Annotated in this window: 17 protein-coding genes; 6 read left to right on the top strand and 11 right to left on the bottom strand. The window is 54.9% G+C overall.

The features are described from left to right. Positions 1 to 43 precede the first annotated feature (43 nt). From CFI10_RS04870 to CFI10_RS04825, 10 genes are all read right to left on the bottom strand, one after another. The gene (locus CFI10_RS04870) at positions 44 to 1924 is read right to left on the bottom strand and encodes a sigma-54-dependent Fis family transcriptional regulator (protein WP_206841938.1); all 1881 of its coding nucleotides are present in this window, start codon (positions 1922 to 1924) and stop codon (positions 44 to 46) included. 60 nt (positions 1925 to 1984) lie between these two features. Beyond that, entirely contained in the window at positions 1985 to 3181 is a 1197-nt protein-coding gene (locus CFI10_RS04865) for a benzoate/H(+) symporter BenE family transporter (RefSeq protein WP_206840113.1), read from the bottom strand. Next, positions 3181 to 3588 (bottom strand): RidA family protein, encoded by a 408-nt coding sequence (locus CFI10_RS04860; protein WP_242530115.1) that lies wholly within the window; start codon positions 3586 to 3588, stop codon positions 3181 to 3183. The genes CFI10_RS04865 and CFI10_RS04860 overlap by 1 nt, the downstream gene beginning before the upstream one ends. Positions 3589 to 3650: 62 nt before the next feature. Next, a complete protein-coding gene (locus tag CFI10_RS04855; RefSeq protein ID WP_206840104.1) occupies positions 3651 to 4436 on the bottom strand; it encodes a 1,6-dihydroxycyclohexa-2,4-diene-1-carboxylate dehydrogenase in 786 nt (261 codons plus the stop codon). Positions 4437 to 4446: 10 nt separating this feature from the next. Next, complete coding sequence (gene benC, locus CFI10_RS04850) at positions 4447 to 5460, bottom strand: benzoate 1,2-dioxygenase electron transfer component BenC (protein ID WP_206840102.1); 1014 nt, start codon at positions 5458 to 5460, stop codon at positions 4447 to 4449. A 71-nt stretch (positions 5461 to 5531) separates the two neighbouring features. After that, on the bottom strand, positions 5532 to 6026 hold the full coding sequence (locus CFI10_RS04845; protein ID WP_206840099.1) for an aromatic-ring-hydroxylating dioxygenase subunit beta: 495 nt from the start codon (positions 6024 to 6026) through the stop codon (positions 5532 to 5534). Positions 6027 to 6029: 3 nt separating this feature from the next. Continuing rightward, entirely contained in the window at positions 6030 to 7370 is a 1341-nt protein-coding gene (benA, locus tag CFI10_RS04840) for a benzoate 1,2-dioxygenase large subunit (RefSeq protein ID WP_206840091.1), read from the bottom strand. A 263-nt stretch (positions 7371 to 7633) separates the two neighbouring features. Further along, on the bottom strand, positions 7634 to 8182 hold the full coding sequence (locus tag CFI10_RS04835; protein ID WP_206840090.1) for a LysR family transcriptional regulator substrate-binding protein: 549 nt from the start codon (positions 8180 to 8182) through the stop codon (positions 7634 to 7636). A gap of 196 nt (positions 8183 to 8378) precedes the next feature. Continuing rightward, a complete protein-coding gene (locus CFI10_RS04830) occupies positions 8379 to 9683 on the bottom strand; it encodes an IS1380 family transposase (protein WP_206834329.1) in 1305 nt (434 codons plus the stop codon). 107 nt (positions 9684 to 9790) lie between these two features. Continuing rightward, positions 9791 to 10237 carry a LysR family transcriptional regulator gene (locus CFI10_RS04825; RefSeq protein ID WP_206840087.1) on the bottom strand — a complete coding sequence of 149 codons (447 nt, stop codon included), beginning with the start codon at positions 10235 to 10237 and terminating at the stop codon, positions 9791 to 9793. A gap of 111 nt (positions 10238 to 10348) precedes the next feature. On the opposite strand from CFI10_RS04825, the gene CFI10_RS04820 reads away from it, so the two are divergent. The 4 genes from CFI10_RS04820 (at position 10349) to CFI10_RS04805 (ending at position 13896) form a co-directional block, all read left to right on the top strand. After that, positions 10349 to 10567 carry a class II aldolase/adducin family protein gene (locus CFI10_RS04820; protein ID WP_242530114.1) on the top strand — a complete coding sequence of 73 codons (219 nt, stop codon included), beginning with the start codon at positions 10349 to 10351 and terminating at the stop codon, positions 10565 to 10567. Positions 10568 to 10787: 220 nt separating this feature from the next. Next, a complete protein-coding gene (tnpC, locus tag CFI10_RS04815; protein WP_206834310.1) occupies positions 10788 to 12230 on the top strand; it encodes an IS66 family transposase in 1443 nt (480 codons plus the stop codon). 14 nt (positions 12231 to 12244) lie between these two features. Next, positions 12245 to 12850 carry a class II aldolase/adducin family protein gene (locus CFI10_RS04810; RefSeq protein ID WP_277987752.1) on the top strand — a complete coding sequence of 202 codons (606 nt, stop codon included), beginning with the start codon at positions 12245 to 12247 and terminating at the stop codon, positions 12848 to 12850. Positions 12851 to 12870: 20 nt separating this feature from the next. Then, the gene (locus CFI10_RS04805) at positions 12871 to 13896 is read left to right on the top strand and encodes a TRAP transporter substrate-binding protein (protein WP_206840085.1); all 1026 of its coding nucleotides are present in this window, start codon (positions 12871 to 12873) and stop codon (positions 13894 to 13896) included. 199 nt (positions 13897 to 14095) lie between these two features. Here the strand turns inward: CFI10_RS04805 and CFI10_RS04800 are convergent, their stop codons facing one another. After that, positions 14096 to 15019, bottom strand: a complete 924-nt coding sequence (locus CFI10_RS04800; protein WP_206840083.1) for a catechol 2,3-dioxygenase — start codon at positions 15017 to 15019, stop codon at positions 14096 to 14098. 247 nt (positions 15020 to 15266) lie between these two features. Between CFI10_RS04800 and CFI10_RS04795 the strand changes: the two genes are divergently transcribed. Next, entirely contained in the window at positions 15267 to 16439 is a 1173-nt protein-coding gene (locus tag CFI10_RS04795; RefSeq protein WP_206840081.1) for an ABC transporter substrate-binding protein, read from the top strand. Positions 16440 to 16508: 69 nt separating this feature from the next. Further along, a complete protein-coding gene (locus CFI10_RS04790; RefSeq protein WP_206840071.1) occupies positions 16509 to 17372 on the top strand; it encodes a branched-chain amino acid ABC transporter permease in 864 nt (287 codons plus the stop codon). Positions 17373 to 17384: the final 12 nt, after the last annotated feature.

The following is a 17384-nucleotide window of genomic DNA, read 5'->3' as shown; positions in this document are numbered from 1 at the left end:
ACCCCGCACACGGCGGGGTATCACCGATACTGCAACCGATCACTCAGTGCATTTTCATCATGCGCCGATACAAGGTGGCGCGGCCAATCCCCAGATAATCCGCTGCCCGAGTCTTGTTGCCGCCGCATTTTTCCAGCGCCTCAAGGATCACTTCATCCGAGCGAGCCTCGAGTACTCCCTTGTCTTTTCGCTCCAGCGACCGGGCCTGTCGAATGATGCGCCCGATCTCTTCCGGAAAGTCGGTCAACTGCAAGGGTTCGCCGGGTGCTGCCAGGGTATCCGCAAAGACAATGGCGTTGCGCAACTCGCGCACGTTACCGGGCCAGGTATAGATTCCGAGCGCGTCCAGTAACTCTTCGCTGAACTGGCGCTGTCCGCCGGAAACCTGTTCCAGAATGGCCGTGGCCACACCACTAATATCCTCCCGCTTGCGTAACGGGGGAATTTTGATCTCGTAGCCGTTGATGCGGTAAAACAGGTCTTCCCGAAACAGACCGCTTTGAATAGCATCCGGCAAGTTTCGGTTGGTGGCACAGATCAGCTGGAAATCAACCTTCTCCACCCTGGAAGCTCCCAGTCGCATCACTTCCCGTGTTTCCAGCACGCGCAGCAGGCGTGTTTGCAACGCTGTGGGCATATCCCCAATCTCGTCGAGAAACAGGGTGCCACCATTGGCCTCCTGCACCTTGCCACTACGCCCCTCTCGGCTGGCACCGGTAAAGGCACCTCGTTCGTAACCAAAGAGCTCGCTTTCAATCAGGCTTTCCGGAATGGATGCGCAATTGAGGGACACGAAATTGCCTTGCCCTCCTGGACTGGCGCCATGAATATGACGGGCAATCACTTCCTTGCCGACACCGGACTCACCCAGCAGAAGAATGGGCAGACGGCCCACGGCTCTCAGGCTTTTTTCTACCGCCGTTTGAATGCCTGTATCGCCATAATAGGGTGCAGGGCGTTCAGCAGATACCGCATAGGCGTGCCTTCTACTGCCCGGCTCTGCAACGGCATGAACGCGTTTCTGCTCCCGACCAGGCGCACTCAGCACCCTCCCCGAGAGCTGGATGCCGGTCGCAAGCCTCAGGTTGAAAGGTTCACTTTTCAAGACTCCTTGATCGAACAGCAGGGCAAAGTCATCCTCGAAAAGGCATGCAAAGCTGACCGGCCGATGCTGCAGATCCAGGTTGAAGAAGCGCTGCGCCGCCTGGTTGGCGCCAATCAGACTATGCTCGTAAGAAAACGCCAGAATGATGTGGTCGTTGATCAACCGCCCAGCCCCCAGTTGCAGATCGATCACGATTGTATCGGGTATCGAGCGGATCAACTCGGCTTGTATGTTTTGTGCGCAAGATTCCAGCAGATAGAACGCACTGGGATCACGTTGCGGTGCTTCGTTGGTGATATCAATGCTGCCGCACACTCTTCCGGTCGGATCAAACACCGGAACAGCCACACAGTTGAAATTACGATGAAACGCCTTGTAATGCTCCTCGCCAAACACACTGACAAGGCGCCGGGAATCGATGGCGCAGGACATGGCCGAGGTGCCGATACGCTCTTCCGACAGGACGGCGCCCTGCCGGAAAGCTTGCATGATGCGCTGTTCAGCCAGGTTCCTGGACTGAAAAACCTTCAGCGCGTGGCAGTCAACATCGGTGAATAGGACGGACCACCCTGCCCCGCTGATCGAACGGTAGAGCGCGTCCAGATGAGCATCCGAGCAGTCGAGCAATGGCTTCTGAAACAGCAGGGTATCTTTCAGCTGCTCATCCGACAGAAAACCATAATCCACCTCACCATCCATTGGCAGGTGATTGGAGAAGCATCGTCGCCAGGAATCATACACCGGCCGATCCATAAGACTGGCAAGCGTACCGTCTCCATTGGCGAACTCTCTCCGAACCAGAGACATGTTCGGCGTCATGAGGTCATCCTTATTATTGTTATACAAACAGTTCCGGGGCAGGTCTGCACCTGCTCCCCTTCAGCTGCTGCTGGCGGCCTCCCTTTCCGGTGAACGGCGTGCTCGCAATACCCCCATCAGGGCATATACCATCGATCCCAGCACCACACCCCAAAAGGCAGATCCGATTCCGAATATACTAACCCCCGACGCAGTCACCATGAAGGTGATCAGTGAGGCGTCCAGATGCGCCTTGTCTTCCAGTGCGGCAGTCAAACTGTTGCTGATGGCGCCCAGCAGTGCAAGGCCGGCAATGATCGCGATCATTTCGCTGGGGAAGCTGGTAAAAAACAGCACGATGCTGCCGGCCAGAATGCCGCCGATGAGGTAGAACACGCCGTTGGCGACACCGGCCCAATAGCGTTTGTCCGGATTTTCATGCGCATCGGGGCTAGTACAGATCGAGGCGGTGATGGCGGCAATCACCGTGGTGATGCCACCAAAGAACGCGGTCGGTATCGACACCAGTGACAGCATCGACACGATGGGTCTGGACGCGAAGCTATAACCCGATGCCTTGAGGATGGTAAAGCCCGGCAAAAACTGACCCGTCAGGCTGACAATGACTAGCGGCAACGCCAACCCCAGAGTGGAACTCCAGCTCCATGCAGGCATAATCAACATCGGGCTGGCCAGTCGCCATTCCAGCTGGCTCAGATTGGCATCCAGTGCGGTGACGGACAACACCACACCCAGTACTACCATCAGTACCAGAAAATAGGCGCGGCTGACAAACTTGAACAACACAAAGCCGAGGATCATCACACTGGTCACCAGTGGCACCGAGTCCAGCGCCCTGAAGGCTCCCAGACCGAAGTCGAACAGGATGCCCGCCATCATGGCGGCGGCGACCCCTTTCGGGATCATCTGTACCACCCTGTCGAACAGGCCGGTGATACCGATCAGAAAGATAATGACTGCTGCGGTGATATAGGCCGCTACCGCTTCGTTGATCGACAGCTGCGGAAACAGTGTTACCAGCAGCACCGTTCCCGGTGCCGACCAGGCGGTGATCACCGGAATTTTAAACCACAGGCTGAGTGCAATGCCGGTCACTGCCGCGCCGATGGAGATCGCCCAGACCCATGAGGTCATCATCTCCACCGAGATACCGGCGTTCTGAGCCGCCTGAAAAAAGATCGCCAGCGGCCCAGAATAGGACACCAGCACGGCCATCAGGCCCGCAATAATAGTCGAGATGGAGAGATCCTTCAGCATCACTCATCCCCCCTCTCGATGACGGCGACCGCTTTCACCTCCAGAAAATAGCCCGGCGCACCGCAGAGGGAGGCTGCTCCGATGGCGGTCCAGGCCGGATAGCAGCCTTTCATGTAGCGGTTGCGCACTTCCATGTACAACGGCAGGTCACGCATATCGGTGTGGTAGCTGGTGACCTCTACCACATCCTCGAAGCGGGCTCCTGCCGTTTCCAGTATCCGCTTCATGTTTTCGAACACCTGCACAAACTGAGCTTCCTTTTCAGCGACCAGTTCACGCTGATCGTTGCGGCCGATCTGACCGGCAATGTAGAGCGTGTCATTGACCAACACCGCCGGGGCGTAGCCGATCTCGTCACGGATAAATTCCATTCCTTCAGGCACGATTATTGTTTTTGTTGCCATCATGTTTCTCCTCAGCATAAAACGGAAAAGCAGGGCCTGAGCCCTGCTTGGTTTGGATATAAGGGTCAGCCCTGATCGCCACCGCCCACCGGCAAGATGGTACCGGTGATATAGGAGGCCTCGTCCGAGGCCAGAAAGAGTATGGCGTTGGCCTGCTCTTCCGGCACGCTGTAGCGTTTCATGAATGTCGAGTCGATGGTCTGGTCGACAATGGTCTGATACCAGTCCTTCTCCTGCTGATTCATGGTGTCGTTGTTGCGCGGAATGCGTCGTTCACCCACATCGGTTCCGCCCGGCGCCACCGCATTGACCCGGATGCCGTGTTTGGCATTCTCAAACGCCATGCACACGGTCATCGCATTCACGCCCCCCTTGGCCGCCGCGTAGGGCACCCGGTTAAGGCCTCGGGTTGCGATGGAAGACACGTTGACGATCACGCCGCTCTGCTGCTTCTGCATCTGCGCCAGCACGGCGTGACAGCACCAGAGGGTCGGGAACAGGGAGCGGCGAATCTCGGCTTCGATCTGCTCCTCTTCGTAGGCTTCATAGGGTTTGGCCCAGATGGTACCGCCCACGTTGTTAACCAGAATGTCGATGCGACCAAAATGGCTCACGGCCGCATCGATCGCCTTGCAGGCACCGGCATACTGTTCCAGGTCCACGTTGATGATCTGGGCATCAACGGCACCTGCGGCCAGCGCTTCTTCGGCCACTTCTTTAACAATCTCGGAGCGGTCTACCAGCAGCAGGCTGGCTTTTTCGGCGGCCATCTGCAGGGCAACGGCACGACCAATTCCCTGGGCCGCGCCGGTGACAACAACCACCTTGTTTTCGAAACGTTCAGCTCTCATGGAATCGTCCTTACTTGCTGGCTGCAAACTTTTCATAATGGAAGCTGGCCGGCTGAATGCCCTTTTCCTGCATATGGCTGTTCACCGCTTCTACCATCGGCGGCGGACCACAGAGATAGATATCCACATCGCCGTCATGCAGATGACCGGGTTCCATGTGGTTGGTGACATATCCTTTCTGCAGCCAGCTGCTCTCTTCAGAGGCGACGCAGGCACTGAAGGTGAAATTATCGATGGCCGCTGCAAAGGCTTCCAGCTTGTCCATTTCCACCAGATCGGTGTCGTGGGTGACGCCGTAGATCAGATGGATCGGATACTGGCTGCCGACCTGCTGAATCTTCTCCAGCATTGCCAGGAAGGGTGCCAGACCGGTACCGCCAGCCAACATCAACACCGGACGCTTGATATCGCGCAGGTAAAAACTGCCGAAAGGACCGCGCAGAGTGATGCTGTCGCCGACACTGGCCTTTTCGGCCATATAGGTGCTCATCAAACCTTCAGGTACAACACGGATAAGGAAAGAGACCGATTCGTCAGACTGGTTAACCATGGAACTGAAGGAGTAGGCACGGGACTGATCGGTCCCCGGCACCTGTACGTTGACGTACTGCCCCGGCAGGAAGTGCATGGCACGCACCTGATCACCGGCGACGGTGAATGACAGGGTGGAATCAGACAGACGGTTGATATCGGTGAGTTTGGCATGCACATCCGCCTGCTGACTGCGCACACAAACTTCAGACGAGGCCGGCACGGTAACCACACAGTCCGACTCCGGAATCATGCGACAGGTCAGCACGTACTGTTGCTCCGCTTCCTGATCGGACAGCGCATCCTCGATATAGCCATCCATCTCATAGCTGCCCGATTCGCAGTGACATTTGCAGGTACCACAGGCACCGTCACGGCAATCGAGCGGGATATTGAGCCCGGAACGATAAGCGGCATCGGCCACCGTTTCCATCGGCAAGGTCGTAATGAAGCGGGTTACACCGTCTTCAAAGTTGAGCGCTACTTTATACATTGTGTGCTACCTCGGTCCCCTTCAGGGGTGTCGATAACACCCCGAGGGACACTTGTTATGTTGGGCCGGGATCAGAGGTGATAGATATCCACAACGTGGTGGATATAGTCGTTCTTGAGCACGACCTTCTTGCGTTTGATTTTCAGCTTGCTGTCTTCGTCACGGATCAGAGTGACAAACGCGGTACCGAAATAGGTATCCACGGCGTTGTAGCGCACGCTGTTGGTCATCCAGCTGTAGCGCACTTCAGCGTCATTATCCGATGCAGCGGACACTTCCAGATTGCTCAGCATGTGCTGGGTGCGTGGCTCCGGCAGCGAACTGGCACTGGAGCGGTCGGTACGAATGCGGAAAACACGGTCTTCCAGACCATCACGACGGGCGTAGTAGATCAGGGAGATTTCGGACTGCGGGTCTTCGGTCAATTCACCGTCCACATCCCAGCTCGGCACCCAGAACTCGGCACCCTTGTCGTAGTGCTCCAGCCAGTTGTCATAGTCCTTGTCATCCAGCGCACGCTGTTCAGAGTGCAGGAAATCACGAATTTCGTCGTAGCTGATAGTCATGGCTTACTCCCCCTTTTCCTTGCGTGCCGCTTCGGCCAGCACTTTCTGCCAGTAGTGATGCTGAACGATGTAGAGACCTTCGTCCTCGACCTTCTCGCCGCTCATCACCGGATGCACATCGATCTTCTTCGCACCTTCATCCTGACCGTCGATCCAATGCTCGGCACCACGGCACATGTCGTTCCAGGGCAGGTTCATGCCCTTGAAGCCTTCCTGACAGGCGCGGAACTCTTCCAAATCATCCGGAGTTGCCATGCCTGAGGCGTTGAAGAAGTCTTCGTACTGACGGATACGATGCGCACGCGCTTCCGCACTCTCGCCCTTGGGCGCGATGCAGTAGATGGTCACTTCGGTCTTGTCGACAGAGATCGGACGGAAGTGACGGATCTGCGAGCTGAACTGGTCCATCAGGAACACGTTCGGATACAGGCAAAGGTTACGCAGGTTGCCGATCATCCAGTCGGCACGATCAGCGCCGAACTTCTCTACCAACTCGTCACGACGCTCATACAGCGGACGGTCCTGCGGGTTGGGCCAGTTCATCCACAGCAGAATGTGGCCATGTTCAAAGGCGTAGAACCCACCCTTTTGCTTGTTCCAGGTGGAGGCATCCATCGCCTTGACGTCATCGGCGGACATGCCGGCCTTGCGGCGCGCCGTAGTGGCAACGTAGTTCCAGTGCGTAGCGGAGACGTGGTAACCGTCAGCACCGTTCTCAGCCTGCAGCTTCCAGTTGCCGTCGTAGATATAGGTGGAAGAGCCACGCACCACTTCCAGGCCTTCCGGTGACTGATCAACGATCATATCGACGATCTTGGCAGCCTCGCCCAAGTGCTCGGTCAGTGGCTTGACATCATCGTTCAGTGAGCCGAACAGAAAGCCACGGTAGTTCTCCATGCGGACCTTTTTCAGGTCATGTGAGCCTTCGCAGTTGAATGAATCCGGGTAACCCGCATCGTTGGGATCCTTGACCTTGACCAGCTTGCCGGAATTATTGAAACTCCAGCCATGGAACGGGCAGGTGAAAACAGCCTTGTTGTCCTTCTTCTTGCGGCAGAGCACAGCGCCACGGTGACTGCAGGCGTTGATAAAGCAGTTCAGCTCGCCATCCTTGTTACGGGTGATGACGATGGGCTGACGACCGATGTAACCGGTAAAATAGTCGTTCGGGTTGGCAACCTGGCTTTCGTGCGCCAGATAGATCCAGTTGCCTTCGAAGATGTGTTTCATCTCCAGCTCGAACAACTCGGGATCGGTGAACATGTCGCGACGACCGCGATACAGGCCTTTTTCTTTATCGACCTCCATCATGCCGCCCACTTTTGCTATCAGATTGTCTTGCATGGCGATGCCCTCCTTATTGTTTGTCTCAGATTAGAGGGCAGTGCCAGTGGTCACTATCCAGCCAGTGCCATTCTTTATCCCATATTTGCAGAGGGTGTATACATGAATCCGGGGGATCGCGGATATCGGCTCGTATCGGCTCGAACAGGAGCAAACCCGTGTTGATATGCACAAAGACTGACCGCTAAGCGCCAGGCCAGTGCGCAGCCACCCGTGCTCAATGACGAAAGGGCTGCCGTGTTGCCAAATAGAAAATGAGCAGGCTAGACAACGCTGCCACGCCAGTGGCCATTTTCATTTTCCTGCCGCGTGATCGTACGAATTTTTTCAATCACCTTGCTCATTGCATTGGTCACAGGCTTGTCTCTGCACGAAACAAGGAAAACATCTCGATAGAGTCGAGGCTCGACAATATCAATGGCATTCACCTCATCATTTTTTTCGAGGTGGAAGAAGGACGATGACGGGGTAATCAACATGCCGTGTCCTTCTGTAACATGCCTTAATGTAGTCATTAATTGACCATGCGGCTGGCATTTTTTTAAGTAAAAACCAGTCTCTTTTTCGTACTGGCCAATGAGATAGCCAAGTGAGTCTGTACGATTTGTAACCATGACCTCGTAGTGTCTCAAGTCTGAAAATCGTATAGCGCCTTTTCTAACAAATAAATCATCGAATTCGAAAAACCTGTTCTTCCCAATCAATAAATATATTTTTTCTCGAAAGAAAAGCTCATAGTTAATATTTTTACAATCACTTTCATCATAAGAACCTGAATCAGTGACTTCACCCGCTGTTGCAGCACCCAGCACTGAAGACGACCTCGCTCTTTAACACAGCTCGATCTTATCTAACGTGTACCGGGTTAATCTACGCCACTGCAGCATCGATCATGCTTCTCACCGCAGTATTTCGTCTCGATTCTGTCTGCAGGCCAAGGCATACCCTGCCATGCATGGCGCTCGGGCGTGTGGCTATTTTGAATGGCTGTAAATCCGACAGTCCGGATCAGGCCAGCCCGTAGACGCGACTGAATGCCCCGAAACCGGGACAATGTCGTCCGAAGCGCAGGTGGAGACGACGACCGCTGCTGACTAAGCGACAGGCCATATACATCAGTTCCTGAATCACGGTTTTCAGCCGCCGACGCTTGGCCGGATGACGCACCGGTGCATCCGGCCCCAATAGCGCGTTCTGTCCCATCCAACGCAGTATGTTGTAGCCCAGTACGGCAAAGGCTATGACCAGGTCGTTGGTATCGAACTTCCCTGACGGCAAACGTTCGAGATCCAGATCAGTCTTGAACTCACTGTGGAACTGTTCGCTGGTGGCGTGATCCTGGTAGAGCGCAATGACCTTGGCGTTATCTGCTGCGTCCGATGTGAGTGAAGTCGTCCAGCCCTCCAGGCTGACCTCCGGCTCCAAAAACAGCTGTCCTGAACTGTCACTCTGGCGCACCGTCACCTTGACGATCAGGCGGTCGTCCGTGCCATCCAGCGGTTCGCTTACCAGCGTTTCCATTTTGCCCGGTCGGGTATGGCACCAAAGTGCGCCGGCCGCATGAGCCTTGTCGACCCAGGCCAGTCCATCTTGTGAGCGGGGGTTCCACTTAATCAGGTAGTCTGCCCCGTGCGCACGGAAGTACCCCCGGTTCTCGGCGGCATCATGGGCGCTGTCAAGACGTACCAGTAGCGGTGCATCGGTCAGCTCTCGGACTCGAGGCAGCACCCGGTCGAGGGTGTGAATAAACTCTTTATTGGCATGTTGGTTACCCGGTCGCAGCTCACAGCCCAGACACCAGCCCTCCGTGCCCAGGTAGGCCGCGATGGGGGCATAACCGTCATGCCCCTTGTAGGTATAGGCCACGCCCTCTTTTTTACTGTTGCTGTTGTCCATGGGAAACACGTCCATATCCAGTGGCACGTGCCCGGTGGTGAGTGTGCCGATAGGCACCGAAGCGTTACACAGAAACTCGACGCTGGCCTCATCCAATAACGGGATCAGTGCGCGGGCATCTTCATCAAAGCGCTGACGCAGCCGGGCCGATGAAGGTGATTGCTTGATGCCCATGGCCGCTTTGAAGAAGGGATCATGGCGTGCGTGCTCGACCGCTTCGAAGTCGCTCTTGCCAAGGCAAATCAACCCCAGGTAGGTACGGATGAGGTCGATGTTGGCGATGCCATGGCGCTTGACGATGGAGCGCGAGGTCTTAGCCAGAGAGGTCATCCTGTTCACGCTGTGCCCAACCAGCGCCAGACCACCGTGGGGTGTGATAATCTCGGTTTTTGACTGTTCAAGCTTGAAGGTACGCATAGTCAGATATCACTGCCTGGGTGAATCGAGAATGGCGTCCATATTACCGCCGCAGGCCGCGTGGTTACAGTGTTGTAGAGGTGTGAGTGGGGTTGTAAGTCACGGAATCAGGAAGAAGAAACAGCAAGATCAATATCACCGCACTTCATCATTTTAATCAGATCGGATGAATATCCTGTATAAATGCTTAATTCAATATTCGGAAATTCTTTTTCAAGGCATGTCATTAATGGCACAGCTAGAATATTGCAAATGGGCTGGGTAAAACCGATCGAAACCTTGCCGGAAGGTGACGATATCGATTGATGTAACTCAGCCTGTGCTTGCTCCAACTGACGAATGACTGAGCGCGCATGAGCCAAGAAAATCTCTCCACTCTCGGTTAGATAAACCCCACGCACATCACGACTGAACAAGGTCGCCTTGAGTTCATGCTCCAGTACCGAGATCTGCTGGCTAATACTGGGCTGCGAGATCTCAAGCTCCCGAGCTGCAGCTGCAATGCTGCCAAGCTCAGCTGATTTCACGAAATATATCAATTGCTTGGTATTCATAAGTTTTATACCTATAGGAGTTGCCTATACCTGCTATACCGGATTGTTTGTTTCGTCATCGAATCAGTTTTTCTATGCTGGCACAGGTATCAACGCTACAGGAAAAACCACATGAAAAAACAGAGTTATTATTTCGACCGACCTCTTAAATACAGTGCCGAGGAGTGGAAGGCGAGGCAGGATCTGGCTTGCATGTATCGGATTTTTGATCATTTCAACTGGGATGAGTCAATTTATAATCATATCTCATTACGTGTACCCGGTGAACCTGAACACTTTCTGATCAATCCATGTAACTATTCAGCTCAAGTTCCTGCAAAAAGTTCTTGACAGGTTTTTTGTCAAAATATCTCCCAGTCCAGTGACAGTCGGTATTTCGCTTTAAAGCCTGCCTCAAGGTGCCGTACCGCCACTCTGTGGCGTCTGGCGGAGCTCTATGTCTCGGAGCGTGGGAGCAATGTAAAAGTTGCTCAGATCCGCACACAAAGCGAAAAATTTGACCTGAAAAAGTCGTGCGATAATAGGCCATCAATCGACGATACTCAGGCTCATGAAGATCAGCAATATGGATGTCGACGCCATCTTGGCGAACGTCAGACAACAGCTCCAGGACGACAAGACACTCTCGCCATCTCTGCGCGCAGCCATTGAGATGATGATGGTGCTGATCCAGATGATGACCGGCCGGCTCAACACGAACAGTACCAACAGCAGTACGCCGCCCTCCCAGGATCCGAACCGGCCCAAGAAGAGCCGCAGTAAAGGTGAGCGTAAACCGGGCGGACAGCCTGGCCGTATTGGCAAGACGCTGCAACGGGTCGAGGAGCCGGATGCGATCAAGACCGTGAAGGTCGACCGGCGCACCCTGCCTAAGGGCAGCGCATTCCGCGTGGTCGGCTATGAAAAGCGTCAGGTCTTCGATCTGGATATCAGCCGCTTCGTGACCGAGTACCAGGCCGAGATCCTGGAGAACGAACAGGGGCAACGCGTCACAGCGCCATTCCCGGCCGGTGTTGATCGTCCGGTGCAGTATGGTCCCCGCTTGAAAGCGCATGCGGTGTATCTGTCGCAGTACCAGCTGCTGCCCTACGAACGTGTCCGCGAATACTTTGAGGATCAGGTTGGTATCCCGCTCAGCGCAGGGTCGCTGTTCAACTTCAACCAAGACGCTTTCGACAAAGCTGAGGGCTTCGAGCACTGGGTTAAGGACCGTCTGGCCGAGTCGGTGCTGATTCACGCCGATGAAACCAGCATCAACATCGGTGGCCAACGCCGCTGGCTGCATTGCGCCTCGAATGATGACCTGACCTGGCTGGCGCCCCATGCTCACCGGGGTCACGAGGCGATGGAGGCCATCGGTATCCTGCCGCGCTTCCACGGCGTGCTTTGTCATGACCACTGGAAACCGTACTACCGCTATCAGTGCCGGCATGCGCTCTGTAATGCCCACCATCTGCGCGAGCTTCAGCGCGCCTGGGAGCAGGACAAACAGACCTGGGCGCAGCGCATGCAAACCCTGTTGTGCACCATGGAGGATGCCGTTAAGAGTGCGGGCGGCAGCCTGCCGCCTGAAAAGGCAGAAGGGTGGCGAAAGGCCTACCGGCAATGCCTCAAAAAAGCGGAAGACGAGTGTCCGCCACCGGATGAAAACCAACGGCAGGGCAAGCGTGGTCGGCTCAAACGCTCTCGGGCGCGCAACCTGCTGGAGCGGTTGCGCGACTATGAGGCAGATGTTTTGCGCTTTCTGGACGATCCGGCGGTCCCCTTTACGAACAACCAAGGCGAGCGTGATATCCGTATGCTCAAGGTGCAGCAGAAGATCTCTGGCTGCTTCCGCTCGATGGATGGGGCACAGATCTTCTGTCGTGTGCGCAGCTATCTGTCGACGGCGCGCAAGCAAAACCTGAGTGGTTCCGAGGCGTTGACACTGTTGTTCGAAGGACGTTTGCCGACCTTCATGGCAGCGCCAAGCGATAATCCGAAAACTTTTTAAATCAAGCCAACTGAATAGTTACCAATCCATTTGGTTTGCATTACAGTGAAGTAAAAGCATCCAACCTCGTCAAGATTGATATCGATGGTAACATCGTGGGTGATTCTGACTGGCCAATCAATCCTGCCGGCTTTACCTTCCACAGTGCCATACATAAACATGTGCCCGATGGGCATTGCATCATGCATGTCCATACAACACCGACCCTGGCTGTATGCTGCCTGGAAGAAGGTCTTTCATTCACAAATTTCTACTCAGCACAGCTGCATAACCAAGTCGCGTATCATGACTTTGAAGGCATTACGGTCCGCATGGATGAAGGCGATCGAATTGTAGCCAGCAGTGAGGGCAAAAAAATCCTGATGTTGAGAAATCATGGCCCTGTTATCATCGGGGCTGATCTACCACAGGCATTTTCACTGATGTGGCTTCTGAACCGAGCATGTGAAGTTCAGTTGGCTTCAATGTCCATGGGTAAAACACTGAAAATTCCTGATAACATTCTTGAGCGTTGTGCACGCGATACGCCTCTTTTCAATCCAAAATATGGTTCTGGTCGAGATGCAGTTGCCGCTTTTGAACGTTTGATGGATAAAAAAGATCCATCCTACAAGTATTAATCCATAAGAAAGGCCCAACAATGAATATAATAAAAACGATCGCATACATTTGTGCATTCATGTTTTCCACCGCTACCTACTCACAAACCACACTGCGTGTGGCCACTTGGCTGCCTCCGACCAGTGGACAAAATGATGTCGTTTGGCCTACCTGGGGGAAATGGGTTGAGGAAGCAACGGAAGGACGTGTCAAAATTGAACTGGAGTATGGTTCAGGACACCCCAAGTCCATGTTCAGCCTGGTTGAAGATGGTGTGGCAGACGTCAGTTTCGGTGTAAATGGCTATCTGCCGGGCCGATTCAAGCTACCGGCCGTCGTTGAAATCCCGGGGGTAACCGCTGATCCTGAAGCCTTGTCGGTCGCTCTGTGGCGCGTGTACAAGCAACACTTTGAGGCGGCTCACGAGTTCGATGGGCTGAAAGTTTTGGGCATGTTTGTACACGGCCCTGGTCAGCTGTTCACCACTTTCGAAGTCAACGACCTCTCGGATCTGCACAATAAGAAAATCCGCACGGGCGGTGGAGTCGTGAACGACCTTGCAACACGCCTGGGCGTCGTGCCTGTATTTGCTCCCGTTACAAAAGTGTATGAAATGATGCAACAGGGTGTCATAGACGGTGTTTTCCTTCCCGCTCAGGAACTGAAGTACTCTCGCCTGAACGAGGTTGTGAGCGATGTGACCCTGTTCCCTTCGGGCATGTATACAACTGCTTTTACAATTTTCATGAATCCAGATGTGTTTGAGGACCTGAGTGAAAAGGACCGTAATGCGATCATGTCGGTATCTGGTGAAAAGCTATCCGCTCTCGCTGGTCGCGCTTGGGGCAACTCGGACACTAAGGGGCTTGAGGCTGCTCGTGAGATGAACGTGCGGATAAAAGAACTGACCCCTGAAGACCCTCTGACACAGCAATTTGCAGAGAAAGTCCAAGGAATGCATGAGGCCTGGATTGACAGTGTGTCCGACCGCCCCATCGATGCACAGGCCGCTCTGGATGACTTGAACCGAGCAGCCCTGGAATACCAACGCCAGACAACCGATTAATCGCCCTTGATTGCAGCGGTGCATAGCCGATCCAGGCATGTACCGCTGCATACAGGCCTTATCACATTAATGACCCGAACATGGGACACATCGACTTATCAGTGACCGGCTTTGCCGAGCAAACAAAAAACGCCGTCAATAGACGGCGCAAAAGGTTTGGTCACAGGAGAGCCGTGACCGGTGCAGCACAACAACAAAATCAGGTCAGCACGCTCAGGAAACGCTCGTTCAACTGACGGTCGTGATAGAAAATTGCTTTACCCAGCTCGCCCGCATCCCAGGTCACCGGCTCGTGGTCCGGGTAGTGGTAGTCGCCACCGCAGAAAACTTCATTACGATTGCCGGAAGGATCAAAGAAATAGATGGTCTGACCATGAGTCAGCCCATGACGTGTCGGGCCAATATCGATTGAGGTATCGGTCATGGAGATCAAGTCCGCCGCCTTGAGCACATCGTTCCAGGTCTCCAGGAAGAAGGAAGCATGGTGAAACTTGCCTGGTTCCGGATGATCGATAAACGCCACATCATGTGCCTTCATGCTGGCAGTCAGGAACTGACCGACACGCTTGCCGTCCGGTGTCATCACCTGCTCAGCCAGATCGAAGCCGAGCACATCACGGAACAGCTCTAAAGTGCGGTCCAGGTTGGGGCCGTACAACAGGCAGTGGTCGAAACGGGTCGCCTGCATGCCTTTCAGGCCACGCGGCCATGCTTCCGGGTTGTGATTGCCCACGCCCCACTTGCCGGTCTGCTCCTTGGTGGCAAAAAGCTCGAACGCGTGCCCGGTGGGGGCAACAAAACGGACGCGGCGTCCACAGTCTTTAAGATCACCGGCAGGAATGTCTTCCACTTCGCAGCCGAACGCAACCAGCTCAGCACGCAGGCTGTCCACAACCTCTTCGCTCAAGCACTTGAAACCCATGTAGTCCATGCCGGCTTCGTCCGCTTCACGCAGCACCACCGAGAACTTGTCCACTTCGGTCCAGCCCTTGAGATAGACACGACCCTGATCGTCACGGTCCATTTCAATCAGACCGAGCAGGTCTACGTAGTGCTTGACGGCTTCATCCATATCCAGCACGCGAATCTGCACGTGCCCGGGACGCATTACACCTTTTTTCATAGCCACCTCTTGTTATGACAACCCTTGGCCGCTGCCGGCCCGATTACAACTCAGATCGACTATTACAGGCCTTGGCGGCGTGTTAAATCCGGTGGGTGCAAGCTTTATCCGCACACTGCATACCGCATGCATCTGCAACATCGTTGCAGTTTTTGGACACAGGTCTGCATCAGGCGGCTATTGATGCAGGTCAGGGTTCTTTCTAATCAGCAGACCATAAAAATAACGCACTCCCTGAGAGGTTTATATGTTCAAGACCAATACTCTGCGTACTGCTGTCGCTGCCGGCCTGGCAACCCTAACCCTTAGCACACCGGTGCTGGCTTCGGATGAGCCGGTCAAAGTGGGCATCATGCTGCCCTTCAGCGGTGTGTATGCCGCGCTGGGCGATGCTACCCGTAACGGTCTGAAAATGGCATTGCAGGAAAAGGCTTCCGAACTGCACGGTCGCAAGATTGAATACATCGAGATCGACACCGAGGCACGCCCCGAACGTGCACCTGAAATCGCATCCTCGCTGCTGGATCGCAGCAAGGCCGACTTCATCATCGGCCCTGTCCACTCAGGTGTGGCCATGGGCATGCTGAAGGTGCTGCGCGGCAAGGATACCGTGATGATTGTGCCGAACGCCGGTGCCGGCCCCGTGACCGGACCTCTGTGTGCACCCAACGTATTCCGCACTTCCTTCTCTTCCTGGCAGCCGTCGTACCCAATGGGCAAGGTAGCACTCGACAAGGGCTACAAGAATGTCGTGACCATGAGCTGGAACTACGGCATGGGACGCGAGAGCCTGGATGCGTTTGAAGAATCCTTTACTGCCGGTGGCGGCACGATCGTCAAACAGATGCTGGTCCCCTTCCCGCAGACCGAATTCCAGTCCTACCTGTCGGAAATCGCATCGCTCAAGCCTGATGCCGTGTTCGTATTCTTCGCCGGCGGCGGCGCGGTCAAATTCGTCAAGGATTACGATGCACTGGGCCTGAAAGGCAAAATCCCACTGCTGGGCTCCGGCTTCCTGACCGAGGGCACTATTGAAGCCCAGGGTGCTGCCGCCGAAGGCGTGATGACGACGCTGCATTATGCTGACACGCTGGATAATGATCTCAACAGCCGCTTCAGAGCCTCCTACAAGGAGCAGTTCGACAAGCCGTCTGACCTTTACGCGGTACAGGGCTATGACACCGGTCTGCTGATTGCCAATGCGCTGAACCAGCTCAAGGGCGACATTTCCGATCGCGATGCCCTGATCAACACCATGGCCAACACCACGATCAACAGCCCGCGTGGCGACTTCACCTTCTCCAAGGCCCACAACCCAGTACAGAACATCTACCTGCGTACGGTTGAAAACGGCGAGAACAAGGTGATCGAGGTCGCATCCCCGATGCTGGAAGACCCGGCTCGCGGCTGCAAGCTCTAAGCCTGCAATACCGGGCGGGGCTTGCCCTGCCCGGTCGTATTAACCTGACTGATCATCCCGGGTTCTGCTATGACCACCTCTTTGTTTTTTGTGCAGCTGATCAACGGCCTGCAGTATGGGCTGCTGCTGTTTCTGATCGCTTCCGGCCTGACGCTGGTGTTCGGCGTGATGGGCATTCTCAACTTGGCGCACGGCTCCATGTTCATGGTCGGCGCTTATCTGGCCTGGTATTTCTTCGAGCATACCGGCAGCTTCGGCATCAGCGCACTGATCTCCGCCGCGATCGCCCTGCTGATCGGTATTGCCATCGAACGGGGGCTGATACGCCATCTCTACCGGCGCAACCATCTGGACCAGGTGTTGCTCACCATCGGCATGATCTTTGTCTTCAACGCACTGCAAAGCCTGCTTTGGGGTAACGACCCGCTGGGCGTGCCGGTGCCCCAGGCTCTGTCCGGTGCCGTACCGCTGAATGATGTACTGGAGTACCCGATCTATCGCATCTTTGTCGCCCTGCTCTGTATCGCCATCGCTTTCGTGATGTATTACATGATCAACAAGACCCGGCTGGGCATGCTGATTCGAGCCGGCGAGTCCAACCGTGAAATGGTGGAGTGTCTGGGCATTGATATTCGTCGCCTCTACACCATCGTGTTTGCAATTGGCGTGATGCTGGCGGCTGTCGCCGGGGTCGCGTCTGCCCCCATGTCCTCCATCATGCCCGGCATGGGCGAACACGTATTGATCACCTGTTTTGTAGTGGTCGTGATCGGCGGCATGGGATCGATCAAGGGCGCCTTCGTTGCGGCCCTTCTGGTGGGGCTTGTGGATACCTTCTCGTCCGTTCTGGTACCCCAAATCTCGAGCATGATGATCTACATCCTGATGGCGTTCATCCTGCTGATCAAGCCGCAAGGCTTGTTCTCTTCCTGATCCGGAGTCTGT

This window comes from Marinobacterium iners (assembly GCF_017310015.1).
GTDB lineage: Bacteria > Pseudomonadota > Gammaproteobacteria > Pseudomonadales > Balneatricaceae > Marinobacterium > Marinobacterium iners.
Note: the sequence above shows the minus strand (reverse complement) of the source record. Positions and strands in the feature narration are given on the sequence as shown.